Consider the following 1,143-nt stretch of genomic DNA (forward strand, 5'->3'; position numbering starts at 1 on the left):
TATTCGTTACGATTGTCCGGTTCTTGTGTTTTTATACAGTGTGTTTTACATTAAAAAACGACACTCCGTAACACAAAATCGCAACACATGCATATTTTTGGTGTCTAAAATATAGTAGTGTGTGAGCTATATTATCAACTTTATGATATTACGGAGTTTTTAATGATGAATTCAGCAACACAAACCGCTAAAAACACCCAAAATGACGAATACTTATGTGCCGTAGCTAGTTGGGATGCGTGCAAGCCTCCTTATACTGGCTCACACATGAAAATTTGTGTTACGGCAGCTAAAGTTATATTAAAACATTTAGGTAAACCACGTCGATCTAAGTATGAAAAGGAAAACTATCTAAGGATGGATTTTAGTAAAGCGGGGAAGGTCACTATTTATGCCGAGTATCCTAAAAGCATGGGATTAAAGGGCAGAAAATTGGGAGAGTGGCCGGAAATGCTTGACCGCTACAGTTGTCAATTTCCTCCAGAACATGGACAAGTGGATGTCACAAAATGGCGTGGTGAATGTGACGTTGCCGAATGGACAAACGGTGGCGTTGCAATCGATACGGGCATTGCAGGCGGCGGTAGACGGGAAGTTGGATAGGAGCCAAATCGCACAGAAATCTGGAGATTCTCCTGATCAGGTGATGAGCTAATTTGCAGCGACAGATGAATTTTTATCCAAGAAACAAACCAGCGGACAATCATTAAACAGTGCGTTATCGGTAATATCCGGAATTAACGCCTATCGACCGGATAATTCAAAACGAGTGGGAATTAACGTTGATTCTGAGGGGGGATTTATTTTGCTTACAGATGGTGGGCGCAATTCCTCATTGAAACTTCCAACAGGTCATGGGACAGCATTATCTTTGGGGGCAAACGCCACCGTAGACGGCAGTGGATTTTACAAAAAATCCTCCCCCATCATCCAAATTTCCCCCGATGGCACCTTTACCACTAACGACGAATCGGAAGGCGCAACAGTCACTAAACTCGGCACCGGTCACTATCAGATAGCCAATGTCCTCGGCTATAACGCTGATGGGGCATGGGGTGTGCATGGCGGTATCTCATCCCCGAAGAACAACAACGGACTGGAACTCATCTACATTGATGACCGTGTGAATAAGGACGGCAGCAT

The 1,143-nt window shown here is 43.8% G+C and carries 2 protein-coding genes; both read left to right on the plus strand.

Annotation, left to right across the window (positions count from 1 at the left end; all coding sequences use genetic code 11):
• Window positions 1–357: 357 nt before the first annotated feature.
• Window positions 358–603, plus strand: a complete 246-nt coding sequence (locus tag FE394_RS19995) for a hypothetical protein (protein WP_419836367.1) — start codon at window positions 358–360, stop codon at window positions 601–603.
• 202 nt (window positions 604–805) lie between these two features.
• Window positions 806–1,143, plus strand: a 338-nt coding sequence (locus FE394_RS18740) for a phage tail fiber protein (protein ID WP_474068188.1), incomplete at its 3' end; no start/stop codon positions are given.

Source organism: Xenorhabdus littoralis, from assembly GCF_033949345.1.
Classification (GTDB): Bacteria; Pseudomonadota; Gammaproteobacteria; order Enterobacterales; family Enterobacteriaceae; genus Xenorhabdus; species Xenorhabdus littoralis.